Annotated in this window: 20 protein-coding genes and 4 tRNA genes; 5 read left to right on the top strand and 19 right to left on the bottom strand. The window is 63.7% G+C overall.

The window, feature by feature from the left end; all coding sequences use genetic code 11:
* Positions 1-3: 3 nt before the first annotated feature.
* The gene (locus ACKLLE_RS07720) at positions 4-681 is read right to left on the bottom strand and encodes an HAD family hydrolase (RefSeq protein ID WP_420057502.1); all 678 of its coding nucleotides are present in this window, start codon (positions 679-681) and stop codon (positions 4-6) included.
* Positions 671-1,627: a 23S rRNA pseudouridine(955/2504/2580) synthase RluC gene (gene rluC, locus ACKLLE_RS07715; protein WP_420057501.1), complete on the bottom strand. Its 957-nt coding sequence runs from the start codon at positions 1,625-1,627 to the stop codon at positions 671-673. The genes ACKLLE_RS07720 and rluC overlap by 11 nt, the downstream gene beginning before the upstream one ends.
* 731 nt (positions 1,628-2,358) lie before the next feature.
* Between rluC and rne the strand changes: the two genes are divergently transcribed.
* Positions 2,359-5,544 carry a ribonuclease E gene (gene rne, locus ACKLLE_RS07710; RefSeq protein WP_420057500.1) on the top strand — a complete coding sequence of 1,062 codons (3,186 nt, stop codon included), beginning with the start codon at positions 2,359-2,361 and terminating at the stop codon, positions 5,542-5,544.
* Positions 5,545-5,712: 168 nt separating this feature from the next.
* Here rne and murB read toward each other — a convergent pair whose 3' ends face one another.
* The 8 genes from murB to ACKLLE_RS07670 all read right to left on the bottom strand — a co-directional run bounded on the left by murB (position 5,713) and on the right by ACKLLE_RS07670 (position 12,528).
* Positions 5,713-6,732: a UDP-N-acetylmuramate dehydrogenase gene (gene murB, locus ACKLLE_RS07705; RefSeq protein WP_420057498.1), complete on the bottom strand. Its 1,020-nt coding sequence runs from the start codon at positions 6,730-6,732 to the stop codon at positions 5,713-5,715.
* Positions 6,729-7,193: a low molecular weight protein-tyrosine-phosphatase gene (locus ACKLLE_RS07700; RefSeq protein WP_064304883.1), complete on the bottom strand. Its 465-nt coding sequence runs from the start codon at positions 7,191-7,193 to the stop codon at positions 6,729-6,731. The genes murB and ACKLLE_RS07700 overlap by 4 nt, the downstream gene beginning before the upstream one ends.
* On the bottom strand, positions 7,193-7,957 hold the full coding sequence (gene kdsB / locus ACKLLE_RS07695) for a 3-deoxy-manno-octulosonate cytidylyltransferase (protein ID WP_064304884.1): 765 nt from the start codon (positions 7,955-7,957) through the stop codon (positions 7,193-7,195). Before kdsB ends, ACKLLE_RS07700 begins: the two co-directional genes overlap by 1 nt.
* Entirely contained in the window at positions 7,954-8,139 is a 186-nt protein-coding gene (locus tag ACKLLE_RS07690; RefSeq protein WP_003247142.1) for a Trm112 family protein, read from the bottom strand. The genes kdsB and ACKLLE_RS07690 overlap by 4 nt, the downstream gene beginning before the upstream one ends.
* Before the next feature lie 37 nt (positions 8,140-8,176).
* Complete coding sequence (lpxK, locus tag ACKLLE_RS07685) at positions 8,177-9,187, bottom strand: tetraacyldisaccharide 4'-kinase (RefSeq protein ID WP_420057496.1); 1,011 nt, start codon at positions 9,185-9,187, stop codon at positions 8,177-8,179.
* A complete protein-coding gene (locus tag ACKLLE_RS07680; RefSeq protein WP_009406888.1) occupies positions 9,187-9,618 on the bottom strand; it encodes an ExbD/TolR family protein in 432 nt (143 codons plus the stop codon). Before ACKLLE_RS07680 ends, lpxK begins: the two co-directional genes overlap by 1 nt.
* Positions 9,615-10,250 carry a MotA/TolQ/ExbB proton channel family protein gene (locus ACKLLE_RS07675; RefSeq protein ID WP_009406890.1) on the bottom strand — a complete coding sequence of 212 codons (636 nt, stop codon included), beginning with the start codon at positions 10,248-10,250 and terminating at the stop codon, positions 9,615-9,617. The genes ACKLLE_RS07680 and ACKLLE_RS07675 overlap by 4 nt, the downstream gene beginning before the upstream one ends.
* A 64-nt stretch (positions 10,251-10,314) precedes the next feature.
* Positions 10,315-12,528: a DNA internalization-related competence protein ComEC/Rec2 gene (locus ACKLLE_RS07670; RefSeq protein ID WP_420057495.1), complete on the bottom strand. Its 2,214-nt coding sequence runs from the start codon at positions 12,526-12,528 to the stop codon at positions 10,315-10,317.
* A gap of 141 nt (positions 12,529-12,669) precedes the next feature.
* Here ACKLLE_RS07670 and ACKLLE_RS07665 point away from each other — a divergent pair, with 141 nt between their 5' ends.
* Positions 12,670-13,209: a DUF2062 domain-containing protein gene (locus ACKLLE_RS07665; RefSeq protein WP_037062198.1), complete on the top strand. Its 540-nt coding sequence runs from the start codon at positions 12,670-12,672 to the stop codon at positions 13,207-13,209.
* On the opposite strand, the gene ACKLLE_RS07660 is transcribed toward ACKLLE_RS07665, so the two are convergent.
* From ACKLLE_RS07660 to ACKLLE_RS07650, 3 genes are all read right to left on the bottom strand, one after another.
* Positions 13,177-13,956, bottom strand: a complete 780-nt coding sequence (locus ACKLLE_RS07660) for an ABC transporter permease (protein ID WP_279900109.1) — start codon at positions 13,954-13,956, stop codon at positions 13,177-13,179. The two genes, ACKLLE_RS07665 and ACKLLE_RS07660, sit on opposite strands and share 33 nt — an antisense overlap.
* Positions 13,953-14,885, bottom strand: coding sequence for an ABC transporter ATP-binding protein (locus ACKLLE_RS07655; protein ID WP_009394829.1), 933 nt, complete (start codon positions 14,883-14,885; stop codon positions 13,953-13,955). Before ACKLLE_RS07655 ends, ACKLLE_RS07660 begins: the two co-directional genes overlap by 4 nt.
* Positions 14,886-15,029: 144 nt before the next feature.
* The gene (locus ACKLLE_RS07650) at positions 15,030-15,653 is read right to left on the bottom strand and encodes a glutathione S-transferase family protein (protein WP_064304888.1); all 624 of its coding nucleotides are present in this window, start codon (positions 15,651-15,653) and stop codon (positions 15,030-15,032) included.
* A gap of 176 nt (positions 15,654-15,829) precedes the next feature.
* On the opposite strand from ACKLLE_RS07650, the gene ACKLLE_RS07645 reads away from it, so the two are divergent.
* Both ACKLLE_RS07645 and ACKLLE_RS07640 read left to right on the top strand, forming a co-directional pair.
* Entirely contained in the window at positions 15,830-18,277 is a 2,448-nt protein-coding gene (locus ACKLLE_RS07645; protein WP_420057493.1) for an acyl-CoA dehydrogenase, read from the top strand.
* Positions 18,278-18,353: 76 nt separating this feature from the next.
* Entirely contained in the window at positions 18,354-18,764 is a 411-nt protein-coding gene (locus ACKLLE_RS07640; protein WP_009398349.1) for a PA2817 family protein, read from the top strand.
* A gap of 195 nt (positions 18,765-18,959) precedes the next feature.
* Here the strand turns inward: ACKLLE_RS07640 and ACKLLE_RS07635 are convergent.
* The 4 genes from ACKLLE_RS07635 to ACKLLE_RS07620 form a co-directional block, all read right to left on the bottom strand.
* A tRNA-Gly gene (locus ACKLLE_RS07635) sits at positions 18,960-19,035 on the bottom strand.
* A gap of 4 nt (positions 19,036-19,039) precedes the next feature.
* Positions 19,040-19,115, bottom strand: a tRNA-Glu gene (locus tag ACKLLE_RS07630).
* Between the two features lie 107 nt (positions 19,116-19,222).
* A tRNA-Gly gene (locus ACKLLE_RS07625) sits at positions 19,223-19,298 on the bottom strand.
* 2 nt (positions 19,299-19,300) lie between these two features.
* Positions 19,301-19,376: transfer RNA gene (locus ACKLLE_RS07620), tRNA-Glu, on the bottom strand.
* 331 nt (positions 19,377-19,707) lie between these two features.
* On the opposite strand from ACKLLE_RS07620, the gene ACKLLE_RS07615 reads away from it, so the two are divergent.
* On the top strand, positions 19,708-20,475 hold the full coding sequence (locus tag ACKLLE_RS07615; RefSeq protein ID WP_037059958.1) for a hypothetical protein: 768 nt from the start codon (positions 19,708-19,710) through the stop codon (positions 20,473-20,475).
* Between the two features lie 163 nt (positions 20,476-20,638).
* On the opposite strand, the gene ACKLLE_RS07610 is transcribed toward ACKLLE_RS07615, so the two are convergent.
* Positions 20,639-21,121 (bottom strand): GAF domain-containing protein, encoded by a 483-nt coding sequence (locus tag ACKLLE_RS07610; RefSeq protein ID WP_420057492.1) that lies wholly within the window; start codon positions 21,119-21,121, stop codon positions 20,639-20,641.
* A complete protein-coding gene (locus ACKLLE_RS07605; protein WP_009398346.1) occupies positions 21,118-22,008 on the bottom strand; it encodes an ATP-binding protein in 891 nt (296 codons plus the stop codon). The genes ACKLLE_RS07610 and ACKLLE_RS07605 overlap by 4 nt, the downstream gene beginning before the upstream one ends.
* Between the last annotated feature and the right edge of the window lie 65 nt (positions 22,009-22,073).

Here is a 22,073-nt window from a genome sequence, read left to right as displayed (position 1 = left end):
TACCTACCCTGGAAATACCGGTGTAGCCGCCCGGGCAAGCCAGGCCGGCAACTGTGAGAAGTGTTCGATAGACAACTGCGGCCGGTGAACGCTCAACGTCTCCAGCGACATGGCACCATACCCCACCGCGACCGAATGCATCCCGGCGTTCTGCGCCATGAGCAGGTCGAAGGACGAGTCACCGATCATCAGCGACCGCGACGCCGGGACCCGGCAGTGCGCCATGATCTCTTCCAGCATCAGCGGATGCGGCTTGCCACGGGTTTCGTCGGCAGCGCGGGTGATATCGAAGAAATCCTCCCAACCATTGGCCTTGAGCACCCGATCCAGCCCACGCCGGGCCTTGCCGGTGGCGACGGCCAGGCGGTAGCCCTCGGCGCGAAAGGCGTCCAGCGCTTCGACCACGCCTGGGAACAAGGGTGAAGGCTGGTCATCGAGAGCCATGTAGATGTCCGCGTAGTGCTGACGGAAAGCCATGACCTCGGCCTCGACCAGTTGCGGATACAAGGTGCTGATGGCTTCGGGCAGGGCCAGGCCGATGATGCCCTTGACTGCCTCGTCGCTGCACAGCGGATAGCCGGCACGCTCGGCGGAGGCATGCATGGCCTCGACGATACGACCGATGGAGTCGGCCAGCGTACCGTCCCAATCGAAGATCAGCAGGTCGTAGTCACGTTGCACTCAGGCGCTCCACGGTCTGGGCCCACATCTCGTCCACCGGCGCCTCGAGCTTGAGCTCGCCGCCATCGGGCAAGGGCACAGTCAGGGCATAGGCATGCAGGAACAGGCGCTTGCCGCCCAGCTCGCGGATCTCCCGGGTAAAGTCCTCGTCGCCGTACTTGCTGTCACCGGCGATGGCATGCCCGGCGTGCAGGGCATGGACCCGAATCTGGTGGGTGCGACCGGTGATCGGGCGGGCCTCGACCATGGTGGCGAAGTCACCGAAGCGGCGCAGCACGCGGAAGACCGTCAGTGCCTCCTTGCCCTCTTCATTCACTTCGACCATTCGCTCGCCGGAGCGCAGATTGCTCTTGAGCAATGGCGCATTGACCTGCTTCTTGCCGGTCGCCCAATGACCACGGACCAGCGCCATGTAGCGCTTGTCCACGCCATCGCCACGCAAGGCGGTGTGCAGGTGGCGCAGCATGCTGCGCTTCTTGGCGATCATCAGCAGGCCGGAGGTGTCGCGGTCGAGACGATGGACCAGTTCCAGCTCCTTGGCATCCGGGCGTAACTGACGGAAGGCTTCGATCACCCCGAAGCTCAGGCCGCTACCGCCATGCACGGCGATGCCGGCCGGCTTGTTCAACACGATCAGCGCCTTGTCTTCATAGACGATCGCCGCCTCGAGCCGCTGCAGCAGCCCCTGGGCCACCGGCACCGGCTCGTCGCGCTCGGGCAGGCGCACCGGCGGCACACGCACGATATCGCCGGACTGGATCTTGTATTCGGGCTTGATGCGCCCCTTGTTCACCCGCACTTCGCCTTTGCGCAAAATGCGATAAATCAAGGTCTTGGGTACGCCCTTGAGAACATTGACAAGGAAGTTATCGATACGCTGGCCGGCAAGTTCCGGCGGGACTTCGATCAGCTGGACGCTGGAAGTCTGGGGGGTAGAGGTCGTCATTTGGCGGATCATAACAATTTTTTATGGATTTGAAGCACTTAATGATTGCTGCTATAGTCGCGAACGCCGCCAAAAGCGGCTGGCCAGCGGACCAATGGCTTCAAGCCGGCCCTGACCGACGCAATTCTCGAGGACGCGAGGCCGTCCGACGGGGCTTTCGCCAGTTTACAGAAATGCCTGGAATCGCCACCAGCGCCGATGAGAGAAGACCGATAAAAAACAACAAGAGCGGCTTTTGACCCTCCCTTTCCGTTTTTTTTCGATGCCACTCTTCTCAGTGCCAACGCTTTCACGCAGTCATGGCGGATGCTTCGGAAATACCTGCCTTAGCCATAAACTGCGCGGGCTCCCGTATGGAGCCGGCGATAAATGCAACCCGTTGCGGATTCAGCGCGCGGCAGCACCCGATTATCAGGGATACGTGTAGGGTGGAGATGCACAACCGTCGGACCGTGTAGTACCGCGTCCCGGCCTCAGCGCCGGACCTGGTCTCGAAACAGGATGCCCACCGGGCGTCCACGGACGAAGGCTGATTCCTCCTCCTGACTGACGTGCATATGACACAACAGCAAGCAGGACGCGTCGTCGCGGCCTCGGCAACACTGGTCACCAGTCAGCCGGAAGTCGCTGGACACGGGATGGCCCGCCACCCCTGACGCACCTGACACCGACCGTGAGAAGTCGTGTGTGCCGAACGCCGTTTCCGGCAGCCCGGAAACCGACGGTATTACATGAAAAGAATGCTGATTAACGCGACTCAACCCGAAGAGTTGCGTGTTGCTCTGGTAGACGGCCAGCGCCTCTACGACCTGGACATCGAGTCCGGTGCGCGCGAGCAGAAGAAGGCCAATATCTACAAAGGCCGGATCACCCGTATCGAACCCAGCCTCGAAGCCGCTTTCGTCGACTTCGGCTCCGAACGCCATGGCTTCCTGCCACTCAAGGAAATCTCCCGCGAATACTTCAAGAAGAACCCGGAAGGCCGGGTCAACATCAAGGAAGTACTGAGCGAAGGCCAGGAAGTCATCGTCCAGGTCGAAAAAGAGGAGCGTGGCAACAAGGGCGCAGCCCTGACCACCTTCATCAGCCTTGCCGGCCGCTACCTGGTACTGATGCCGAACAACCCGCGTGCCGGCGGGATTTCCCGTCGCATCGAAGGCGAAGAACGCAATGAACTGCGCGAGGCCCTGAACGGCCTGGTCGCTCCGGCCGACATGGGCCTGATCGTGCGCACTGCCGGCCTCGGCCGCAGCAGCGAAGAAATGCAGTGGGACCTCGACTACCTGCTGCAACTCTGGACCGCGATCAAGGAAGCCTCCCAGGACCGCGCCGCGCCCTTCCTGATCTACCAGGAAAGCAACGTCATCATCCGCGCCATCCGCGACTACCTGCGCCAGGACATCGGCGAAGTGCTGATCGACAGCATCGATGCCCAGGAAGAAGCCCTGACCTTCATCCGCCAGGTGATGCCGCAGTACGCCAGCAAGATCAAGCTGTACGAAGACAGCGTCCCGCTGTTCAACCGTTTCCAGATCGAAAGCCAGATCGAAACCGCCTTCCAGCGCGTGGTCGACCTGCCGTCCGGCGGCTCGATCGTGATCGATCCGACCGAAGCCCTGGTGTCGATCGACATCAACTCGGCGCGCGCCACCAAAGGTAGCGATATCGAGGAAACCGCCCTGCAGACCAACCTAGAGGCGGCCGAGGAAATCGCCCGCCAACTGCGTCTGCGCGACATCGGCGGCCTGATCGTCATCGATTTCATCGACATGACCCCGGCCAAGAACCAGCGCGCAGTGGAAGAAAAAGTCCGCGAGTGCCTGGAAGCCGACCGCGCCCGCGTCCAGGTCGGCCGCATCTCGCGCTTCGGCCTGCTGGAGATGTCCCGCCAGCGCCTGCGCCCGTCCCTGGGCGAAAGCAGCGGCATCGTCTGCCCGCGCTGCAGCGGCACCGGCATTATCCGTGACGTCGAGTCGCTGTCCCTGGCGATCCTGCGCCTGATCGAAGAAGAAGCCCTGAAGGACCGCACCGCCGAGGTTCGTGCCCAGGTGCCGATCCCGGTCGCCGCATTCCTGCTCAACGAGAAGCGCAACTCGATCACCAAGATCGAACTGCGCACCCGTGCGCGCATCATCATCCTGCCGAACGATCACCTGGAGACGCCGCACTTCGAAGTCCAGCGCCTGCGTGATGACAACCCGGAAGCCCTGAGCGCCCAGTCCAGCTACGAGATCGCTGCTGCCGAAGTCGAGGAAGCGCCGCAAGCCGCCGCCACCCGCACCCTGGTTCGCCAGGAAGCCGCGGTGAAGACCGCACCGGCCCGCGGCAACGCCCCGGTCGCCGCCGAGCAGCCGGAAGCAACCGCTCCTGCAGCGCCTGCCCACATCGCGCCGGAACCAAGCCTGTTCAAGGGCCTGGTCAAGTCGCTGGTCAGCCTGTTCGCCGGCAGCAAGGAAGAGCCAGTTGCGCCTGCTGCTGCCGCGAAGCCAGCCGCCACCGAGCGTCCGCAACGCAACGAAGAGCGCCGCAACGGTCGCCAGCAGAGCCGCAACCGCAACGGCCGTCGCGATGAAGATCGCAAGCCGCGCGAAGAGCGTGCCGAGCGTGCACCGCGTGAAGAGCGCCAGCCTCGCGAGGAACGCGCACCACGGGAGGAGCGTCAGCCGCGTGAAGAGCGCGCACCACGTGAAGAGCGTCAGCAACGTGCTCCGCGTGAAGAGCGTCGTCCTCGTGAAGATCGCCCGGTCCGCGAACTGCGTGAACCACTGGATGCTGCTCCGGCCGCACCAGCCGTTCGTGAAGAGCGTCCTGAACGTGCTCCACGTGAAGAGCGTGCACCTCGCGAAGAACGCGCACCGCGTGAAGAGCGTCAACCTCGTGAAGAACGCGCCCCGCGGGAAGAGCGTCAGCCTCGTGAGGAGCGTGCTCCGCGTGAAGAACGCGCACCTCGTGAAGAGCGCCAACCGCGCCCACCGCGCGAAGAGCGCCAGCCACGCCCTGCCGAGCAGGCTGCCGAAGCTGCCGAGGAGCAACTGCCGAACGAAGAACTGCTGCAGGACGACAACCAGGAAGGCGCCGAAGGCGAACGTCCACGCCGTCGCTCCCGTGGCCAGCGTCGTCGCAGCAACCGCCGTGAGCGTCAGCGTGATGCCAATGGCGAACTGATCGAAGGCGGCGAAGAAGCCTCTGAAGAAGGCCAGGAGCCAAGCACTGCCGAACTGGCTGCCGGCCTGGCAGTGACCGCTGCGGTCGCCACCACTGCCATCAGCGCCAACGCCGAAGCCGAGGCTCACGCCCAGGCCGAACGCGCTACCGCCAAGGTCGAGGAAAGCGCTCCACAGGTCGAACCTGCGCCAGTGCAATCCCAGGCCGCCGAGATCGCCGAAGTGGCCGAGGCCGTGAAACCGTCCGAAGCAGTGGCTGAAACGAGCATTGCCCCTGCGGTCGAGCAACCGGCTGCCGTCGTCGAAGCCGTCGAGCCGAGCGTCGAGCCAGTGGTCGAAGTGACTCCACAGCCTGTCGAGCAGCCTGCCGAAGTGGCCGCGCCTGTGGTCGAAGCCGCTCCGGTCGTGGAAGCCGCGCCTGAGCCAGTCGTTGCCCAGGAGCAGCCACAAGCCCAGGAACCGGTCGTCGAGGTTCAGCCAGTGGTTGAAACGCCAGCGCCAGCCGTTGCCGAGGAAACCCCGGCAGCAGTGGTCGAGGCTCCAGTCGCCGAGCCGGCCCCCGTCGAAGCGCCTGTCGTGACTACCTCGAACGGCCGCGCCCCGAATGACCCGCGTGAAGTCCGCCGTCGCAAGCGTGAAGCCGAAGCAGCAGCTGCTGCCGCGGCCGCCGCAGCGGCTGAGGCCCAAGCCCAGGTCACCGAGGAAGCCCCGAAAGCCCTGGAAACCACCGAAGAGCACAAACCGCACTTCTGATTTCCAAAGGCTGAAAAAAGCCCCGCCAGTGAAAACTGGCGGGGCTTTTTATTACCTGTCAAAAGCTGAACGCGCACCCTGTGGGAGCGGGTTTACCCGCGATTACGGTAGTGAATTCACCGAAGCTATCGCGGGTGAACCCGCTCCCACAAGGTTCATGCAGGGCTTTTAATACAGATTCGGCTCCATCTCGAGTTCGACACCAAACCGCTCGAGAACGTCGCCCTGGATCTTCTGCGCCAGCTCATGCACCTGCTCGCCAGTCGCCTGGCCATAGTTCACCAGCACCAGCGCCTGCATCCTGTGCACACCGGCATCGCCGTCGCGATAACCTTTCCAGCCCGCCTGCTCGATCAACCAGCCCGCCGCCAGCTTCACCCGACCGTCGGCCTGTGGATAAGCCACGACACCCGGATGCTGGTCACGAATGCACTGGGCCAGTTCGGCACTGACCACCGGATTCTTGAAGAAACTTCCAGCATTGCCCAGCGTGGCCGGGTCCGGCAGTTTCTCTGCGCGAATGCTGCAGATCGCCTCGCTGACATCCCTGGCCGTCGGCTGCGTGATGCCCTGGTCTGCCAGGCGCTGACGCACCGGGCCGTAATCCAGATGCAGCGCCCCAACCCGGCTGAGCGCAAAACGCACCCGAAGAATGATCCAGCGTCCCGGATTTCGCTTGAAGTGGCTGTCACGGTAGGCGAACTCGCACTCCTCCAGGCTGAACTCACGCAGATCGCCTGTCTGGCGATCCAGCGCGGTCAACCCGGCGAAGACATCCTTGATCTCGACACCATAGGCGCCGATGTTCTGCATCGGGGCAGCACCAACGGTACCGGGGATCAGGCTGAGGTTTTCCAGCCCGGCCAGGCCCTGCGCCAGGGTCCACTGCACGAACGGATGCCAGGGTTCCCCCGCCTCGGCTTCGACCACCACTCGCTCGCCATCATCCGAGAGCATGCGGATGCCGCTGCTGTTCATGCGCAGGACCAGCGCGGTGACGTCCCGGGTCAGCAAAAGGTTGCTGCCACCACCAATCACCAGGACCGGCAGGTCCTCGCTGGCGGCATAGGCCAGCAGTTGACGCACATCGTCGTCACTGCGCGCCTGGGCGAAATGAAGCGCCTCGGCGTCGATCCCGAAGCTGTTGTACGGCTTGAGGGAAACCTGCGATTCAACCTTGGCGCTCATAGCCGTCCCTTCAATTCGCTGACCAGCCCGCGACAGGCCGCTTCGATCAGGTCAAGCACATGCTCGAAGCCCTGCTCGCCGCCGTAGTAAGGATCCGGGACCTCGTCCAGGGCGCCTTCGTAGCGGCGCAGGAACAGGTCCAGCTCGGCGCTGGCGTGACCCGGGCGCATCGCCTGGAGATTGGCCAGATTGCTCTTGTCCATGGCCAGGATCAGGTCATAACGGGTGAAGTCCTCCACGCTGACCTGCTGCGCCCGCTGGGCCGACAGATCGTAGCCACGCAACTGGGCGGCGCGACGGGTGCGGCTGTCCGGCGGGTTGCCGACATGCCAGTCGCCGGTGCCCGCCGACGCCACATGGATCACCTCGGCCAGCCCGGCTTCGGCCAATTGATGACGCAATACGCCTTCAGCGGTCGGCGAGCGGCAGATATTGCCCAGGCAAACGAAGAGGACGCGCATCAGGCCTCCAGCAAGCGCCGCACGCGCTCGAGGTCTTCGGCCGTATCGACACCCACGGGCGGTGCTTCCAGGGCATCGGCGACATGGATACGCACGCCATGCCAGAGCGCGCGCAACTGCTCCAGTGCTTCAGTCTGTTCCAGCCAGCACGGGCCCCAGCCAACAAAGTCCTGGAGGAAGCCGGCACGGTAGGCATACATGCCGATATGCCGACGGTAGGGCACCCCGGCCGGCAGTTGCTGGCGATCCCGGGCCAGCGCGTCACGGGCCCAAGGCAGCGGCGCACGGCTGAAGGTCAGGGCCAGCCCGTTGCAATCGGCGACCACCTTGACCACGTTCGGATTGAACAATGCCTCGACCGATTCGAGGGGCTCGCCAAGCGTAGCGATGCCCGCTTCCGGATGGGCAGCCAGGTTGGCGGCCACCTGGTCGATGATCGACGGCGGGATCAGCGGCTCGTCGCCCTGCACGTTGACCACGATGGCATCGGCAGGCAAGTCCAGCGCGGCCGCCACTTCGGCCAGGCGGTCGGTACCGGATTCGTGGTCCGCGCGGGTCAGCAGGACCTCGGCACCGAAGGCCTTGCAGGCCTCGACGATGCTGGCATCGTCGGTGGCGATGACCACGCGGGCAGCGCTGCTCTTGCGCGCCTGTTCCCAGACATGCTGGATCATCGGCTTGCCGGCGATCGCCAGCAGCGGTTTGTTCGGCAGGCGCGTCGAACGCAGCCGCGCCGGGATCACTACGGTAAAGGCCAGGCTCATTTGTCCAGGCGCTCATCGTCGGTCAGGGTACGGGCTTCGCTTTCCAGCATCACCGGGATACCGTCGCGGATCGGATAGGCCAGGCCGGCACCCTTGCTGATCAGCTCGGTCTTGTCGGCGCTGAGCTTGAGCGGGCCCTTGGTGATCGGGCAAGCGAGGATATCGAGCAGTTTGGTGTCCATGGTGTGTTCCTCAGGCCTGTGGCCGAAACGAAATAGATCAGGGTTGCCGGCTATCCGGCAGCAGTCGCGCCAGTCGCTCGTCGAGCCAGCTCACGAAGGCCGGCGACGGCTGCGCATCGACGGCAAGATACCACCAGTCATCCCCGGCGAAACTGCGACATTTCACGGCATCCTTCTCGGTCATCACCAGCGGCAGCGATGGCACGAACGCCAGGGCTTCGCTGCTGAACACGGCATGATCGGCGAAAGGATGCTCGACGGGAGCCCAGCCCAGCGTGCGCAAGGTATCGAAGAAGCGCTGCGGATTGCCGATACCGGCCACCGCATGCAGCGCCTGCCCAGCGGGAAAATGATCCAGCGGCCGGCGCTCGCCACTGCGCAGGTTGACCAGCGCCGTGGGTTGCAAGGTAAAGGCGTAACCGTCGTCGCGATCGGCCAGCGCACCGTTGTACAGCAGGGCATCGACCTCGCCCAGGCGCTCCACCGGTTCGCGCAGCGGACCGGCGGGCAGGCAGCGGCGATTGCCGAGACCGCGGGCGGCGTCGATCAGCACCAGCTCCAGATCGCGGGCCAGGCGGTAATGTTGCAGACCGTCGTCACACAGGATCAGGTCCAGCGGCTCGGCCTCGAGCAAGGCGCGCACGGCCTGGGAGCGGTCGGGGTCGATCATCAGCGGCACACCGCTGCGCTGCACGATCAGCAGGGGTTCGTCGCCGGCGTGGGCGGCTGGCTGGTCGGCGCGCACCCGCCAGGGCAATTGCGGCGGTCTGGCGCCATAGCCACGGCTGACCACGCCGACCTTCAGCCCGCGCTGACGAAAATGCTCGACGAGAAACAGGATCAGCGGCGTCTTGCCGGTGCCGCCCACGGTAATGTTGCCCACCACCAGCACCGGCACCGGCGCGCGGTAGATGCGGCCCTCGCCTGCCAGGAAGCGCTGGCGCCTGCCGCGCACGATCCTGCGGTAGAGGGCTTCGAGAGGAGACAGCAGGGCGAGCAGCGGGTGGCCCTTGTACCAGGCCTCCAGCAGGCGATCCGAGAAAGCCATCAGGGCGTCCCCGGTGCGGCCTCGACCGTGGTCATGCGCAAATGGCTGAAGCCGAGCTTGCCGGCCGCGTCCATTGCCGTCACCACCGCCTGGTGCGGAGTCTTGCCATCGGCGCTGATCGCCAGCGGCAGCTTGGTATCACCGCCAGACTCCTTCTGCAGGGCCTCGGTCAGGGTCGCCAGGTCGCTCTTGGGCAGCAGGTGATTGTTCACCGAATAGACACCTTCGGCGCTGATGGTGATTTCCACCAGTTTCTGCTCGGATTCCGGCATCGGCGCGCCGCTGGAGGCTTCCGGCAGTTCGACGCGCAATTGCGTCTCGCGGGTGAAGGTGGTGGTGACCACGAAGAACAGCAAGAGGATGAACACCACGTCGATCAACGACGCCAGGTTGATATCCACGTTCTCGCGTTGCTTGCGCCGGAATTTCACGCTTTGCCCCCGGCCAGGTCGACATCGCGGTCGCCCTGCAGCACTTCGACCAGCTTGATCGCCTCCTGCTCCATCCCCACCACCAGCTCATCGATGCGGCGCTGCAGGAATCGGTGGAAGAACACCGCCGGGATGCCGACCATCAGGCCTGCGGCGGTGGTGATCAGCGCCTTGGAAATGCCGCCGGCGAGCACGGCTGCGTTGGCCGTCATGCCCGAGCCCATGAACGAGCTGAAGATGTCGATCATCCCCAGCACGGTGCCGAGCAGGCCGAGCAACGGTGCCATGGCGGCGATGGTGCCGAGGGCGTTGATATAGCGCTCCAGCTCATGGATGACCCGGGCGGCGGCTTCCTCGATGCATTCCTTCATGATTTCGCGACCATGACGGGAATTGGCCAGGCCGGCGGCGAGGATCTCGCCCAGCGGCGAATCGGCCCGCAGCTCCTTGAGCTTCTCGGTGCTCAGTTGCTTGTCCTTGATCCAGCGCCAGACCTGCCCAAGCAGGTGCGGCGGGGTCACGCGGGCGGCACGCAGGGTCCACAGGCGTTCGGCAACGATAGCCATGGCGGCGATGGAACTCAGAATGATCGGCAGCATCATCCAACCACCGGACTTGACCAATTCCCACACTGTAAGGACCCCCTCGGAAAAAGTTCTGCACTCTACCATAGGGGGCCATGGCTGCCGAAGGCTGTCATGTCGGATCGCGCCAGAATTTGCCCCGCTCGCGCTCGCCACGCGCGCTGCCGAAGCTGCCCAGGCGCAGATGCACCGCACCGAGCACGGCGCTGTCGTAGACAGCGATATGCCGCGCGGCGTAGCGGGCCGTTACCAGCGGCGACGGATGGCCGAAGCCATTGTGCCGACCACGGGAAACCAACACCCCGCGAGGCCGCAGCACATCCAAGAAAGCGGCACTGGACGAGGTCCGGCTGCCATGATGCGGCGCCTGCAGCCAATCCACCGGCCCGGCCTGGAAGTCTTGCAGCCAGGCCTGCTCGGCGAAGCGGTCGATATCGCCGGCCAACAGCAGGGTTTCACCGGAGGCCTCCACCTTCAGGACGCAGGAGTGCTGGTTGCTGTCATCCGCGCCCTGCCATTGCCAGAGTGAGAAGCGCACCTCGTTCCACACCCAGGCCTCGCCACTGGCACAGGCATCGGCCGGCCAGGACGGATCCGGCTCACCGACCACCACCCGACCCACCGGCAAGCCACGCTGCACTGCGAGGGCACCACCGGCATGGTCGGCGTGGGCATGGCTGATCAACATCAGGTCCAGCCGGCGAATGCCAAGCTTGAGCAGGGTCGGCACCACCACCCGCTCGCCAAGATCCACATCGCCTCGCGCGGGACCGGCGTCGTAGAGCAAGGCGTGGTCCCGGGTGCGCAGAACGAACGCCTGCCCCTGGCCGACATCCAGTTGCCAGACATCCACCTGCCCCGGCGGAACGGCAGCTCGCGGGGTGAAGCCGGCCAGCAGCAACAGGGGCCAACCCAGCTGGCGCATCGGCAACCCTGCCGGCAGCAACAACAGAAACGCGCCCAGGCAGACCAGCAGCCAGCTCCACAGCGGCAATGCCGGTGGAATCCAGGCCGGACGCCAGGCCGCCATCCAGCCGAGCAGGTCGAACAACCATCCGAGCAAACCGCCCGCCAGCCAGAGCAGCCCTTCGCCGACCAAGGGCAGCGGCAACAGCAAGGTTCCCGCCAGGGCCAGCGGCAGCACCAGGATGCTCAGCCAGGGCACCGCCACCAGGTTGGCCAGCGGCGCGCTGAGACTGACCGGCAAACCCAGCGCCAGCAGCAGCGGCAGCAGACCGATGGCGATGAACCATTGCACCCGCCCCCAGGCCGTCCAGATCGGCCAGCGTCCCAATCGACCGCCGAGCACCATGACCAGTACCGCAACGGCCCCGAACGATAGCCAGAAGCCCGGCAACAGCGCTGCCAGCGGCTCGAACAGCAGCACGCCGTTCAGCGCGATCAGCAACGGCCAGGCGACCCCGAGATGGCGAAAGCGCAAACGCCAGAGCAGCACGACCGCCAGCATGATGCAGGCACGCTGCACCGGGACCTGGAACCCGGCCAGCACGCCGTAGCCCAACGCAGCGGCGAACGCCAGCCCGCAGGCCCAGGGCAACCAGGGCTGGCGCTGCGGCCACCAGCCGAGGCGGAACAGGCCGACCACCAGGGCATAGACCAACCCGGCCAGCAAGCCGATATGCTGGCCGGAAATCACCAGCAGGTGCACGGTGCCGGTAGCTTGCAGGACGTTCCAGTCTTCCCGCGCCAGGCCGGCGCCATCGCCCAGCACCAGGGCCGCCAGCGCCGCCTCCCGGCCATTTGCCGGTGTCGCCAGCAAACGCTGGCGAATACCATCGCGCCAGGCACCACTGGCCGGCGCCGTGCGCACACCATCCTTGACCGAGCCCAGCCCGCCGATGCCGCGGGCCAGCAGCATCGCCTCGGCATCCGCGGCATGAGGATTGAGCAGGCCTTGCGGCCGTTTCAGATTGACCGCCAGGCGCCAGCGCTCGCCGCTGTTGAGCGCCGGGCCGTCCTGCCAGGTCAGGCGCAGGCGGCGCGGCAATTCGGCACGGCGTGATTGCGCGTCCTGCAACTCGAAGCGCACCCGCTGTCCACCCTGCTCCGGCAAACCGACCACCCGCCCCTCGATCCACAAGGTCCGGCCATCGAGCTGATGCGCCAGGCGATCATCCAGCGCGCTTTGTGCGCAGAGGCTGGACCAGCACACCCCGAAGAGGAAAAACGCCAGAGGGAACAAGCGCCGCCACAGGCAAACCAGGCACAGCACGGCGAGGACCGAAAGCGCTCCGACGGACGGCAACGCGGTCAGAAAGATCGGACACAAAAGCCCGAGCGAGAGCGCCAACATCCCTGTGCGCATCGGTTGAACCCCGGATAAAACCATGACCTCGCAGGCTTAGCCCAAGGCGAAGCGGGGCTCACTTATTAATTGTCACAAAGTCTGAATGGGCACAGTTTGTAATACGTGCATACTTGCCCCTTCCGAACGCCGAGACCCCACATGCCGCGTCGACTTTTCAAACGCTACATGCCCGATCCGACGAGCATCCGGGAACATAAATCCTTACGTTTTCTCGGTCGGCTGCTGCATGACGCCAACCTCTGGCACCTGAACCGCCATTCGGTGGCCCGGGCCATGGCGGTAGGCCTGTTCGCCGCGTTCATTCCGATCCCGATGCAGATGCTGCTGGCGGCCAGCCTGGCGATCCTGGTGCGCGGCAACATGCCCATCGCCGTCAGCCTGGTCTGGCTGACCAATCCCATCACCATGCCCCCGGTGTTCTACTGCACCTACCAGATGGGCGCCTGGCTCATGGGCATCCCCCCGCGCACCCTGCCCGAGGAAATCACCTTCGACTGGATCACCGAGCAGTTGTCGACCCTGTGGCAACCCTTCCTGCTCGGCTCGGTGGTCTGCGGGCTGCTGCTCGGCGCCCTCGCCTACTGCCTGACCATGCTCTATTGGCGCTGGTGGGTGGGCAGGCAGTGGCGCCGGCGCAAGGCAAGATCAGCTGCGCATTCCGCGCCCACTGACCAGTAGCCGGACGCAGCCGAAATACAGCACGGCAGTGGCGATCAACATGAAGGTGATGGCAACGCCGATGCGGATATCGGACACGCCGAGGATGCCGTAGCGGAAAGAATTGACCATGTGCAGCACCGGGTTGGCCAGCGACACGGTCTGCCAGAACGGCGGCAGCAGGTTGATCGAGTAGAACACCCCGCCCAGGTAGGTCAGCGGCGTCAGGACGAAGGTCGGGATGATCGAGATATCGTCGAAATTGCGCGCGAACACCGCATTGATGAAGCCGAGCAGCGAGAAGATGGTCGCGGTGAGCAGCACCACCAGCACGGTGATACCCAGGTGATGCACCTGCAGATGGGTGAAGAACAGCGACAGCAGCGTCACGATCACCCCGACCGCCAGACCGCGCAGGACACCGCCCAGGGTGTAGCCGATCAGGATGGTGTGCGGCGACACCGGCGAGACCATCAGTTCCTCGATCGAGCGCTGGAACTTGCTGCCGAAGAAGCTGGAAACCACGTTGCCGTAGGAGTTGGTGATCACCGACATCATGATCAGGCCCGGCACGATGTACTCCATGTAGCTGAAGCCGCCCATGTCGCCGATCTGGCGGCCGATCAGGTTACCGAAGATCACGAAGTACAGGACCATGGTGATCGCCGGCGGCAGCAGGGTCTGCGGCCAGATCCGGGTGAAACGGCGTACTTCGCGGTAGACGATGGTGTTGAGGGCGACCAGGTTGGCGCGCAGTTCCGAACTCATATCGCCACCTTGGACAGATTCTTTTCAACCAGGGACACGAACAGCTCCTCGAGACGGTTGGTCTTGTTGCGCAGGCTGGTCACTTCGATGTTCTGCAGGGCCAGCTGGGTGAACAGCGCGGTAATGCCTGCATCCTTGTCCACCTGGACTTCCAGGGTATGGGCATTGATAAGGCGACACGGGTAGCCGGCCAGTTGCGGTGCCTGGGCCAGGTCATGGCGCAGGTCGAGGACGAAGGTTTCGACATGCAGCTTGCCCAGCAACTGGCGCATGCTGGTGTTCTCGACGATGGTGCCGTGGTCGATGATGCCGATGTTGCGGCACAGCTGCTCGGCCTCCTCCAGGTAATGGGTAGTGAGGATGATGGTAATGCCCTGCTGGTTCAGTTCGGTAAGGAAGCTCCACATCGACCGGCGCAGCTCGATGTCGACACCGGCCGTGGGCTCGTCGAGGATCAGCAGGCGCGGCTGATGGATCAGCGCCCGGGCGATCATCAGGCGGCGCTTCATGCCGCCTGACAGCGAGCGGGAAGGCACGTCGCGCTTTTCCCACAGGCCCAGTTGGGTCAGGTACTGCTCGGCGCGCTCCTTGGCGACCTTCGCCGGAATGCCGTAATAACCCGCCTGGGTCACGACGATGTCGAAGGTCTTTTCGAACTGGTTGAAGTTGAACTCCTGGGGCACAACGCCGATGCTGCGCTTGAGCGCGGCAGGCTGGCGATCGAGATCATGTCCGAAGACACTGACGCTGCCGCTGGTCTTGTTCACCAGGGTCGAAAGAATGCCGATGGTGGTGGATTTGCCGGCACCGTTGGGGCCCAGCAAGGCAAAGAAGTCGCCCTCGGCGACATCCAGGTCGATGCCCTTGAGGGCCTGGAAGCCGTTGCCGTAGGTCTTGGTTAGCTGCCGAATGGACAGGGCTGAACTCATGGCGGGTCCGCGTACCTTTGGAATTGTTCGGGAAATCTGCCTGTGCCGGCATACCGGCCAGGATAAATGCGGCCATGGTGCTCACCTTGGCCGCACAAGTACAGTCAACTCTATCGATATTAACTATCACATCGAGCGAAACGATCAGGTCAACGCGGTCATCACCGCCGCCTGGTAGGCCGGACGCTCACGCAGACGGTCGTACCAGGCGCGCAGATGACGCATCTGCGGACGCTCGATGGGCATCTCGAACCAGGCGTAGACGAAGCAGCCCAAGGGGATGTCGCCCATGCCCGCTTCCTGGCCGGACAGGAACGGCTGAGAGGCCAGGGCCTCGTCGGCGATCGACAGCAATTGTGCACAGGCCTTTTGCGCCGCGTTGATCGCCACCCAGTCCTGCTGGTCCGGTGGCGTGCGCAGGATGCCCCAGAACAGGGGGCGGAACGGCGTGGCCAGGGACGAGGTGGTCCAGTCCATCCATTTCTCCGCCTTGGCCCGCACCACCGGATCCTCGGGATACCAGGAGGTACCGGGAGCGTACCTGGCACCCAGGTAGCGCACGATGGTGTTGGACTCCCAGAGCACCAGCCCGTCGTCTTCTATCGTTGGCACCACGCCATTGGGATTGAGTGCGCGGTAGTGCGGCTCGTTGACCACGCCGAACGCTCCACCGGCATCCACCGCCTCGTACTGCAACCCCAGCTCCTGCGCGCACCACAGCACCTTGCGCACGTTGCTGGAATTTTTCCGACCCCAGATCTTGAGCATTTTTACATCCTGTTACCTGCGAGGGAGGCCCAGTCTACCCCAGCGCGCTGCCCAGGCAACCGCTGCCGAACTCCTTTGGAAAGGACCTGTCACTGTTCAGACGAGGCCGTTGCGCAGAGACCGACTACGCTCTGACGGATGTCCTGACACGTGAAAGGTTTCCAGGAGGAAAGACTATGTTGCTGTTGTGGTTGCTTGTGCTCGTACTCGGGGCCGCCTGGCTCGCGCATCGCCGTACCCCCGCCCTGCCCGCCCTGGCACTGGTGGCGGCCTATGTGGTTGCCATGGGCATCTTTTCTCAGGCACCGGGCTGGCTGATCTTCGTGCTGTTGCTGGTGGTCGCCGCCATCGCCGCGCCCCTGTTGCTTCCAGACCTGCGCCGCAAGCTGCTCACCGCGCCGCTGTTCGCCTGGTTCCAGCGCACCCTTCCGCCGATGTCGGTCACCGAGCGCGAAGCCATAGACGCCGGCACCGTGTGGTGGGACGGGGAACTGTTCAGCGGCCGACCGAACTGGGACACCCTGCTGGGCTACTCGAAGCCTGAACTCACCGCGGAAGAACAGGCCTTCATCGATGGCCCCACGGAAGAACTCTGCGCCATGGTCAGCGATTGGCAGATCGGTCAGGACATGGACCTGCCAGCACAGGCCTGGGAGCACATCAAGACCCACGGATTCTTCGCCCTGATCATTCCCAAGGAGTACGGCGGCAAAGGTTTTTCCGCCTACGCCCATTCCCAGGTGGCGATGAAGCTGGCAACCCGCAGCGGTGACCTGGCCTCGACCGTGATGGTTCCCAACTCGCTCGGCCCGGCAGAATTGCTGCTGCATTACGGTACTGATGAGCAGCGCAACCACTACCTGCCGCGCCTGGCCCGTGGCGAAGAAATTCCCTGTTTCGCCCTGACCGGCCCACTCGCCGGCTCTGATGCCGGTGCGATGCCGGACACCGGGATCATCTGCAAAGGCCAGTGGAAAGGCGAAGAAGTCATCGGCCTGCGCCTGAACTGGGAAAAGCGCTACATCACCCTCGGACCTGTCGCAACCCTGCTCGGCCTGGCCTTCAAGGCGTACGACCCCGAGCACCTGCTGGGCGATGAAGACGAACCGGGCATCAGCCTGGCGCTGATCCCCACCGACACGCCCGGCGTCGAGATCGGCAAGCGCCATCTGCCCCTCGGCGCGGCGTTCATGAACGGCCCCAACGAAGGCAAGGACGTGTTCATCCCGCTGGACTTTCTCATCGGCGGCCAGGCCATGCTCGGCAAGGGCTGGATGATGCTGATGAACTGCCTGTCGGTAGGCCGGTCGATCTCGCTGCCGGCCGTGGGTACCGGCGCGGCCAAGTTCACCAGCCTGGTCAGTGGCCAGTACACCCGGATCCGCGAACAGTTCAACGTGCCCCTGGCGGCCTTCGAAGGCATCCAGGAATCCCTGGCGCGCATCGGCGGCAACGCCTGGCTGATGGACAGCGCCCGCCTGCTCACCGCCAAGGCAGTGGACCTGGGCGAAAAGCCCTCGGTGCTGTCGGCCATCCTCAAGTACCACCTCACCGAGCGCGGCCGCGAGTGCATCCAGCACGCCATGGATATCCACGGCGGCAAGGGCATCATCATGGGCCCGAACAACTACCTGGGCCGCAACTGGCAGGGGGCGCCGATCTTCATTACCGTGGAGGGCGCCAACATTCTTTCGCGCAACCTGATGATCTTCGGCCAGGGCGCGATCCGCTGCCATCCGTTCGTACTCAAGGAGATGGCCCTCGCCGGGCGCGAGGACCGTGACCAGGCGCTGCATGAATTCGACCGGTTGCTGATGCAGCATATCGGTTTCGCCGTCGGCAATGCGGCCAGCACCCTGGTGCTGGGGCTGGGCCTCGGGCATTTCGAGAAAGTCCCCGGCGACCCGCTGAGCCAGGGCTACTTCCGCGCGTTGAACCGACAGGCCGCAGCCTTTGCCCTGCTTGCCGACCTGTGCATGATGCTGCTCGGTGGCGAACTTAAACGCCGGGAGCGCCTGTCGGCGCGCCTGGGTGATGTTCTCAGCTACCTGTACCTGGGTTCGGCAGCGCTCAAGCGCTACCACGACCTGAATTCCCCTTCGCACCTGCAGCCCCTGCTGCGCTGGGCTATGGAAGAAAGCCTCGGCCAGGCGGAACAGGCGCTGGACCGGCTGCTCGGCAACTTCCCCAACCGCCTGCTCGGCTGCGCGTTGCGCCTGGTGGTGTTCCCGTTTGGCCGCCGGCATACAGGGCCAAGCGACGAACTGGACGCGGAAATCGCCGAACTGATTGGTCGCAGTGCCGGGGACCCCGCGCTGGAAGCGCTGCTCGACGGCTGCTACCGCCCGACCGATCCAGAAGATCCGGTAGGCGCGCTGCAGCACGCCAGCCAGTTGCTGGGCGACAGTGCCGACGCCCACAAGAACCTGCGCCATGCCCTGAAAAACAGAGAATTCACAGTCGATGCCGGCGAGTCGCTGATCGACGCGGCGCTGCGCAGCGGTGCGCTGGACACGGCACAAGCGGAAAAACTGCGTGAGGCCGAAGCGGCGCGGCGCAAGGTCATCGATGTCGATGCCTTCACCAAGGAGGAACTGCTACCGAGCACCGGCAAGGTGCGCTGATCGTCATCCGACCGGGACATCGGGCGCGGGGGGCCTTATACTCCCGCGCCCGTTTTTGCTTTGGAGGATCGCCCGCATGGCCAATGCACACCTGGACTACCACCTTGTCCTGCTCAAACACCTGCGCAGCATCCTCGCCGCCCTGGGCGAAGCCGAGCAGGTACCGGAAGAGAGCCACGCCCTGTTCCTCGAACGCTTCGACGAACTGCTGGAACAACTGCCGCAGGACCCGCTGGAAAGCCAGTACCTGGGCCAGGACCTGATGTGCCAGGTCATCCAGCGTTATCCACAGATCGCCCACCTGGTACCGCGGGACCTGTTGTGGTTCTTCGGTGGTGATTGCCTGCACTTCATGCCGGATGAAGAACTGGACCTGTACCAGGAGCTGGAAGAACGCCGTTACGCTGCGGAGCAGAACGACGAGCCGTTCGACTGGAACCAGGAAAAGCAGTTGCTGAGCATGTCCGAGCAGGACAGCAAGCACTGAGCGAAAGCATGACGCGGACCTTGTGGGAGCGGGTTTACCCGCGATTACGCCGGTGAATTCGCCACCGTAATCGCGGGTAAACCCGCTCCCACAAGGTCCGCGTCATGCCTGGGATTTTTCCGACAAAAACGAAAAAAGGACCCGAAGGTCCTTTTTTTCTGGCTACCCGACCCGAAGATCCAGTAGCGCCATATTTGGAGCGGGAAACGAGACTCGAACTCGCGACCCCGACCTTGGCAAGGTCGTGCTCTACCAACTGAGCTATTCCCGCATATTGGCGTCCCCTAGGGGACTCGAACCCCTGTTACCGCCGTGAAAGGGCGGTGTCCTAGGCCACTAGACGAAGGGGACTCTTCCTGAAACGAGCAGTCGCTTGATTCAGTGACCAGCATCGAAAGCATGGGCTTCAAAACTGGATTTTTTACAAGCCCCGCCATGAAGGCGAAACCTTTGTAAATTGGAGCGGGAAACGAGACTCGAACTCGCGACCCCGACCTTGGCAAGGTCGTGCTCTACCAACTGAGCTATTCCCGCATTGGCGTCCCCTAGGGGACTCGAACCCCTGTTACCGCCGTGAAAGGGCGGTGTCCTAGGCCACTAGACGAAGGGGACACGCTACAACTTTTCACTCCCTGCCGCGTTTCGCTGTCTGCTTTACGCTGCAAGTGGCGCGCATTCTAGGGGGGCTTTTCAGGGTCGTCAACCCCAAATTAGAAATTTATTTAAATCAATGACTTCGGGCAGTTTTCAGACCTCCGCAAGGCCCGCGCCCTGTTGAATTGTCCGACGCTGCCGACAAAGAAAAAGCAGGGAATGAGTTGTCCAACTGTGACTCACGGCAAATTGCCATCAATCCCCGGCCGGCTTCTGCCAAACTGCTCTATCCGGGCAAATGGGAAGCCACTACACTCAATCGGTATACCTGACTGACGAGGCGTGAACGGTGACACCACTAATGATTACCCTGCTTATAGTGGCGGGTATCGCCTTACTGATCGTGATCGGCTATCTCAACAATGTGGTCGAGAACAACAAGCTGGAACGCGCGCGACTCAAGGTCGAGCTGGCCGACCGCTTGCGGCGCGTGGGCGAGATCACCGAAACCTTTCCCGGCCAGCTGATGACCCCAGCCCTCAAGCTGCTGCTGACCCGCCTCGAACTCAACCTCAACCAGCGCCAGTTGGCCCTGGACAAGAACAACGACGCCATTCGCACGCGTATCGGCGAACTGGATACCCTGATCGCCCAGGGCGAATCGCTCCCGGTAACCAACCCGCCTTCGCCGATCCAGACCGAAGCCAAGGCCAAGGACATCCGCTTCCTGCTGGAGGCGCTGCACAGCCAGGTAGTGCGCGCCTGCCAGGAAGGCTTCCTGGCTACCAACGAAGCCAAGTACTGGGTCAAGGAAATCCGCCACATCCTGGTGGTGCTGCATATCGAGTTCTTCAATAACCTCGGCCAGGCCGCACTGCAGCAGAACCAGCCCGGGCATGCCCGCCTGGCCTTCGAGCGCGGCGTGCAGTACCTGCGCAAGCAACCGGAGCCCGCGCAATACCGGGAGCAGCTGGAATACATGGAAAAGATGCTGAACCGGGCCAATTCCATGGTCCTGGATACCATCGAACCGACCGCCGACGACACCAACGCCCTCACCGAGGGCTTGAAGACCGACGAAGAAGAGAACTGGAAGAAGAAAGTCATCTACGACTGATATCGTAGCTGTAGATTTCCGCTGTTGCTGATGGCCTCATCGCTGGCAAGTCGGACCGCCGCACCGCAGCTCCCACAGGCACCGCAGGACACTGTGGGAGCTGCGGTGCGGCGCTCCGACTTGCCAGCGATGAGGCCATCAGCCCGGAATCAAATCTCGAGAATCAGCAATCCGTCGCCTGCAGGAAAATCTCCACCAACCGCTCCAGCCCCGCCTGATCCTCCGCGCCAAATCGAGCCAGCTTCGGACTGTCCAGGTCCAGCACACCAATCAGCCGACCGTCCTTGACCAGCGGAATCACCAGTTCGCTGTTGGACGCACTGTCGCAGGCGATATGCCCGGGAAAGGCGTGCACGTCCTCGACCCGCTGGGTCTCCAGGCTTGCAGCGGCAGCGCCGCACACGCCACGCCCGAAGGCAATGCGCACGCAGGCCACCTGGCCCTGGAACGGGCCGAGCACCAGTTCACCATCCCGGTTCAGGTAAAACCCTGCCCAGTTCAGGTCATCGACCTGGTTGTACAGGAACGCGGAAAACTGCGCGGCATTGGCAATGAAGTCGCGCTCGCCGGAAAGCAAGGCTTCCAGCTGCGCCGCCAGCAGGGCGTAACCACCCAGTCCGGCGCCTGCCGCATTCAAATCGATCATTTGTGTTGCTCCAGCAGTTTGAGTCCGACCCAATAGCGGGCGAACTGATAGGCACAACGGCCATTACGGTTGCCGCGGCCGGTTGCCCAGCGGATCGCGGCCTTGTCCAGTTCTTCGTCGCGCTGCCAGACCAGGCCGGGGCCCTTGGCCAGCTGGCCTATCCAGTGCTCGACGACATTCAGGAAATGCTCCTGGCTGAACGGATAGAACGACAGCCACAGGCCGAAACGATCGGACAAGGCGATCTTGTCTTCCACCGCCTCGCTGGGATGCAGCTCGCCGTCGATCATCTTCCAGTTCTCGTTGTCGCTCTGCTTCTCCGGCACCAGGTGGCGGCGATTGGACGTGGCATACAACAGCACGTTGTCCGGCGCCTGTTCCAGGGAGCCGTCAAGTACGCTCTTGAGCACCCGGTAATCGCCCTCCCCGGCTTCGAACGACAGGTCGTCGCAGAACAGCACGAAGCGCTGCGGCAGCCTTTGCAACTGTTCGACCACCCGCGGCAGGTCGGCGAGATGATCGCGCTCGATCTCGATCAGGCGCAGACCGGCGCCAGCATGTTCTGCCAGCAAGGCACGCACCAGCGACGACTTGCCGGTACCGCGCGAACCCCACAGCAGCGCGTGGTTGGCCGGCATACCATCGAGGAACTGCCGGGTGTTGCGTCCAAGCTGTTCACGTTGCTGATCGACACCGATCAGGTCGGACAGGCGGATGTCCAGGCTCACTTCCAGCGGCAGGAGAAAACCGCTGCGTCCATCGCGCTGCCAGCGCGCCGCCAGGCACAGGTTCCAGTCGATGTCCGGGCGCGGCATCGGCAACAAGGGTTCGAGACGCGCCAATACGGTTTCGGCACGTTCGAGAAACGCATTCAATCGGGAGTCCACGGGAATTCCTCGGTCAGATTCAGGCATTAACGAGCGAGCTGAATGTGTGACAGTACATGCCAGCA

The sequence above is a fragment of the Pseudomonas bharatica genome, from assembly GCF_048586865.1.
Classification (GTDB): domain Bacteria; phylum Pseudomonadota; class Gammaproteobacteria; order Pseudomonadales; family Pseudomonadaceae; genus Aquipseudomonas; species Aquipseudomonas bharatica.
The sequence above is the reverse complement of the archived record's forward strand: the minus strand, read 5'-3'. Positions and strand labels throughout refer to the sequence as shown.

What these genes read in the sequence shown, in the direction of transcription:
- rluC (WP_420057501.1), bottom strand. Translation starts at nt 1,627, where the DNA reads ATGACGACCTCTACCCCCCAGACTTCCAGCGTCCAGCTGATCGAAGTC.
- rne (WP_420057500.1), top strand. Translation starts at nt 2,359, where the DNA reads ATGAAAAGAATGCTGATTAACGCGACTCAACCCGAAGAGTTGCGTGTT.
- murB (WP_420057498.1), bottom strand. Translation starts at nt 6,732, where the DNA reads ATGAGCGCCAAGGTTGAATCGCAGGTTTCCCTCAAGCCGTACAACAGC.
- ACKLLE_RS07700 (WP_064304883.1), bottom strand. Translation starts at nt 7,193, where the DNA reads ATGCGCGTCCTCTTCGTTTGCCTGGGCAATATCTGCCGCTCGCCGACC.
- kdsB (WP_064304884.1), bottom strand. Translation starts at nt 7,957, where the DNA reads ATGAGCCTGGCCTTTACCGTAGTGATCCCGGCGCGGCTGCGTTCGACG.
- ACKLLE_RS07690 (WP_003247142.1), bottom strand. Translation starts at nt 8,139, where the DNA reads ATGGACACCAAACTGCTCGATATCCTCGCTTGCCCGATCACCAAGGGC.
- lpxK (WP_420057496.1), bottom strand. Translation starts at nt 9,187, where the DNA reads ATGGCTTTCTCGGATCGCCTGCTGGAGGCCTGGTACAAGGGCCACCCG.
- ACKLLE_RS07670 (WP_420057495.1), bottom strand. Translation starts at nt 12,528, where the DNA reads ATGCGCACAGGGATGTTGGCGCTCTCGCTCGGGCTTTTGTGTCCGATC.
- ACKLLE_RS07665 (WP_037062198.1), top strand. Translation starts at nt 12,670, where the DNA reads ATGCCGCGTCGACTTTTCAAACGCTACATGCCCGATCCGACGAGCATC.
- ACKLLE_RS07660 (WP_279900109.1), bottom strand. Translation starts at nt 13,956, where the DNA reads ATGAGTTCGGAACTGCGCGCCAACCTGGTCGCCCTCAACACCATCGTC.
- ACKLLE_RS07655 (WP_009394829.1), bottom strand. Translation starts at nt 14,885, where the DNA reads ATGAGTTCAGCCCTGTCCATTCGGCAGCTAACCAAGACCTACGGCAAC.
- ACKLLE_RS07650 (WP_064304888.1), bottom strand. Translation starts at nt 15,653, where the DNA reads ATGCTCAAGATCTGGGGTCGGAAAAATTCCAGCAACGTGCGCAAGGTG.
- ACKLLE_RS07645 (WP_420057493.1), top strand. Translation starts at nt 15,830, where the DNA reads ATGTTGCTGTTGTGGTTGCTTGTGCTCGTACTCGGGGCCGCCTGGCTC.
- ACKLLE_RS07640 (WP_009398349.1), top strand. Translation starts at nt 18,354, where the DNA reads ATGGCCAATGCACACCTGGACTACCACCTTGTCCTGCTCAAACACCTG.
- ACKLLE_RS07610 (WP_420057492.1), bottom strand. Translation starts at nt 21,121, where the DNA reads ATGATCGATTTGAATGCGGCAGGCGCCGGACTGGGTGGTTACGCCCTG.